Consider the following 4346-nt stretch of genomic DNA (forward strand, 5'->3'; position numbering starts at 1 on the left):
GGTGTGAGCGGCATGGATGCCGCGACCAAGCCCCCATGGACGGGTTCACGGCGTCCCCCTCCACCGGACCCATCCCGCCATCTCACAGGAACCCAGCTTTTGACGTTGCTCCGGTCTCTGCAGGTGCAGGGTGCAACCCTGCAAAAGAAATACCACCCTACGCCGCCGTCGGTTGTGCAATCTCTCCCCGCGCACTACGATCCTGCGGTTCGCGCGCACGCGCGCGCCACGTATTCCTGCTGAGCGCCCCGTGCGCCGCACCTGCCAACCCGAGGTATCCATGGTCATCAAACCGCGCGTCCGCGGCTTCATCTGCGTCACCACCCACCCGACCGGCTGCGACGCCGCCGTCAAGCAGCAGATCGACTACATCCGTGCGCGCCCGCCGATCCAGAACGGCCCCAAGCGCGTGCTGGTGATCGGCGCCTCGACCGGCTACGGCCTGGCCGCGCGCATCACTGCCGCCTTCGGCAGTGGCGCGGCAACCCTGGGCATCTTCTTCGAGCGCCCGGGCAGCGAAACCAAGCCGGGCACGGCGGGCTGGTACAACTCGGCGGCGTTCCACAAGTACGCCGACGAAGCGGGTCTGTATGCCAAGAGCATCAACGGCGATGCGTTCTCCGATGAGGTGAAGGCCAAGACCATCGAGATGATCAAGGCCGATCTCGGCCAGGTCGACCAGGTGGTCTACAGCCTGGCTGCGCCGCGCCGCAAGCATCCCAAGACCGGCGAGATCATCAGTTCCACGCTGAAGCCGATCGGCGAGCCGATCACCCTGCGTGGCCTGGATACCGACAAGGAAGTGCTGACCGAAACCCACCTGCAGCCGGCCACCCCGGAAGAAATCGCCGGCACCGTCGCGGTGATGGGCGGCGAGGACTGGCAGATGTGGATCGACGCGCTGGCCGATGCCGGCGTGCTGGCCAATGGCTGCACCACCACGGCCTTCACCTATGTGGGCGAAGAGATCACCCAGGCGATCTACTGGAATGGCTCCATCGGTGCTGCCAAGAAGGATCTGGACGACAAGGTGCTGGGGCTGCGCGAGAAGCTGGCCAAGATCGGCGGCGATGCGCGCGTATCGGTGCTGAAGGCGGTGGTGACCCAGGCCAGCTCGGCCATTCCGACCATGCCGCTGTACCTGTCGCTGCTGTTCAAGGTGATGAAGGAAAAGGGCACCCACGAAGGCTGCATCGAGCAGCTCGACGTGCTGTACGACATCCTGTACGGCGCCAAGGCCGATGGCGTGGCGGTCGATCGCCTGCGGCACGACCTGGTCGACGGCGATGGCCATACCGTTGCGCTGATCGATGAGGAAGGCCGCCTGCGCGYCGACTACAAGGAAATGGCCGCTGACGTGCAGGGCAAGGTTCTGGCGCTGTGGCCGCAGGTGACCAACGAGAATCTTTACGAGATCAGCGACCTGGCCGGCTACAAGGCCGATTTCCTGCGCCTGTTCGGTTTCGGTGTCGAGGGCGTCGATTACGAAGCGGACGTCAACCCGGATGTGAAGATCGATAATCTGGTCGATCTGACCTGATCGAAAAAGGCCGGCGCAAGCCGGTCTTTTTTTGCGCTGAGGTGCCGGTCGCTGGCCGGCAACCCAAGGGTTCCCGAGCTGCCGGCCAGCGGCCGGCACTACCTTCTGTCAACCGAACTCGAAGTTCATCGCCGGCGCTGCGGGGCCGACGAAATCGCCCTGCACGTAATCGACGCCGGCACTGAACAGCAGTGTCATCGAGTTGGCGTCGCTGACGAACTCAGCCATGGTGCGGATGCCGGCTTCCTGCGCGCGTGCGGTGATCTGGCTGACCCGGTCGATGTTCTCGCGGGTGGCGGCCAGGTCGCTGGTGAAACCGCGATCGAGCTTGAGGAACTGCGGCTGGAAGTGGGCCAGCAACTGGAACGAATCCAGGCCCGAGCCGAACTGTTCCAGGCCGATCCGGCAGCCGAGCGGTGCCACTTCCGCCAGGAACTGCTGGGCGCTGCGCAGGTGGGTGAACACCTTCGACTCCGGCGCATGCAGCCACAGTCGTTCGCCCGGCACGCCGTGTGCCTGCAACTGCTGGCGCAGCGTGGCGATCATCTTTGGATCATCGAACGATTCCGGCGTGACCTTCACCAGCATCTGCGTGGTATGACCCTCGCGGGCACGCGCACCCAGTTCCGTGATTGCCTGCGAGACGACCCAGCGATTGATGTCCGCCAGCAGGCCATGCTCTTCGGCAATGCCGAGGAACGCGGTCGGGCTCAGCAGCTCTCCGTTGTGTTCCAGCCGCAGGTAGGCTTCGTACAGCTCCAGCGACTCGCCCTGCAGGTTCAGCACCGGCTGGTAATGCAGGTGGAAGCCATCGCCTGCCAGGGCTTCGCGGATACGCGCGACCCAGCGTTGCACGCGCTCTTCTTCCACGCGATCAACGGCGGCCGGGTCGAAGATGCGGCAGGTATTGCCGAGGGCGGCTGCGGCCTGCGTGCATTCACTGGCGCGCGCCAGCACTTGGCCGATGCTGGCGATCTTCTCGCCCACCTGCACCCCGCCAATGCTGACGGTCACCGTGGCCGAGCGCGCGCCGATGCTGAAGACGTGTGCGGCGTAGGCTTCACGGATGCGCTCGGCCAGTGCCACAGTCTGTGCATAGGGGCCGGACTGCAGCACGGCGAAACTGTGTTCGCCGAAACGGGCCAGCTGCGCATCTTCGCCAACGACGTCGGCCAGTAGCGCGGCGAGTGCGCCGATCAGGGCGTCGGCCGAGGCCAGTCCGATATCCGGGATCAGGCGCGCGTAGTGGTCCGGTTCGACCATCAGCAGGCCGAACTGACCCTCGCTGCGCCCCGCCTGGGCAACTGCGTCCTCGACCTGCAGCATGAAGGTCGGGCGGTTGAGCAGGCCGGTGACCTGGTCGCGTTGGCGCAGGTCTTCGACCTCACGCGCCAGCTCCGGGTCGAATTCCATGCGCCGGCGGAACACTACCTGCAGGCAGGATTCGCCCTCGTAGGTGGCCGCGGTGAACTCCATCGTCGCCGGGAAGGCGTTGCCGTCCTGGTGGCGGGCGTCGAGCTGGTACTGCGGGGGGGGCGCTTCGCCGCGGCTCAGTGACTTCAGCAGCTGCTTGAAATCATCCACGTGCTGGGCGGCGACCATGTCCAGCAGCGAGATGCCTTCGACTTCCTCGAAATCCTCGTAACCGAACATGTCCAGATAGGCATCATTGGCGCGGATGTGCATGCCTTCGTGGACATAGGCAATCGGCTCGCGCGACGAGGCGATCAGCGCGTCACAGCGACGCTCGGTCTCGCGCATCTGCGCTTCGATCCTGCGCAGGCCGCGGCGTGCCTGCAGGTCGACCCACTGGTCGCGGACCACGGCCAGCAGGTGTTCGGCGCGCTGGCGCAGGGCGAGGGCGCGAACGCCGTTGCTGCTGGCCTGTACCAGTTCGTCCTCGTCGATGCGCTCGGCCAGCAGCACCAGCGGGATGTCCTTGCCGCTGGCGGCGATGTGCTGGGCCACCAGTGGCAGCGGGATGCTCTGCGAGGGCGCAGCCAGCACCAGGTCGATCGCCTGGCTGGCCAGTACCTGCGACAGCTCGGCCGAGTCCTGCGGGCGCCATGGGCGCACGGCGATGCCGCTGTTGCGCAGGGTGCTGACGATGGCTTCGGCGTTCTCGCCGCTGTCATCGACGATCAGCAGGCGGATGGTGATGTCGTTCGCGTTCTGCATGCACTGCTCCCCAATCTGCAAATCTAGATACACGATGCGTGGCGGCGCGTCCATGCGCGCAACGCTTGCGTGCCCGGAACGGCGATGCGGTTCACACCACGCCGCCGGCCGCGTGCCCGCTGGCCCAGGCCCACTGGAAGTTGTAGCCGCCCAGCCAACCGGTCACGTCCAGCACCTCGCCGACGAAATGCAGGCCGGGTACGCGCTTGGATTCCAGCGTCGAGGAAGAGACCTCGTTGGTATCGACACCGCCCAGGGTGACTTCGGCGGTGCGGTAGCCCTCGGTGCCGCTGGCCACCAGTGGGAACGCTGAAAGTACCTGTGCTGCCTTGCGCAGGTCCGGCTCGTCCAGCTGGCGTACCGGGCGGTCGGGCAGCCAGTGCTCGCACAGGCGCTGCGCCAGTCGCTTGGGCAGCACATCGCCCAGCACCGTACGCAGTTCCGCGGCGGGGCGTTCACGCTTCATCTGCCGCAGCCACTCGGCGGCATCCTGGCCGGGCAGCAGATCCAGCGACAGCGCGTCGCCGGGCTGCCAGAACGAGGAAATCTGCAGGATGGCCGGGCCACTGACGCCACGATGGGTCAGCAGCATGAAGTTGCGGAAACTCGTGCCATTGCAGCTGGCCTC

At 66.0% G+C, this 4346-nt stretch carries 3 protein-coding genes; 1 reads left to right on the forward strand and 2 read right to left on the reverse strand.

Translation table 11 applies throughout. The features are described 5' to 3' along the window. Positions 1-280 precede the first annotated feature (280 nt). A complete protein-coding gene (gene fabV, locus AB4Y84_RS14490; RefSeq protein ID WP_442250334.1) occupies positions 281-1540 on the forward strand; it encodes an enoyl-ACP reductase FabV in 1260 nt (419 codons plus the stop codon). A gap of 108 nt (positions 1541-1648) precedes the next feature. On the opposite strand, the gene AB4Y84_RS14495 is transcribed toward fabV, so the two are convergent. Together AB4Y84_RS14495 and AB4Y84_RS14500 are read right to left on the reverse strand one after the other, a co-directional pair. After that, on the reverse strand, positions 1649-3718 hold the full coding sequence (locus AB4Y84_RS14495) for an EAL domain-containing response regulator (protein ID WP_442244923.1): 2070 nt from the start codon (positions 3716-3718) through the stop codon (positions 1649-1651). A gap of 91 nt (positions 3719-3809) precedes the next feature. Continuing rightward, a partial coding sequence (locus AB4Y84_RS14500; RefSeq protein WP_442250335.1) for an NAD(P)/FAD-dependent oxidoreductase occupies positions 3810-4346 on the reverse strand: 537 nt, incomplete at its 5' end.

Origin of the sequence: Stenotrophomonas sp. 2YAF22 (genome assembly GCF_052114665.1) — a bacterium.
Lineage (GTDB): Bacteria > Pseudomonadota > Gammaproteobacteria > Xanthomonadales > Xanthomonadaceae > Stenotrophomonas > Stenotrophomonas indicatrix.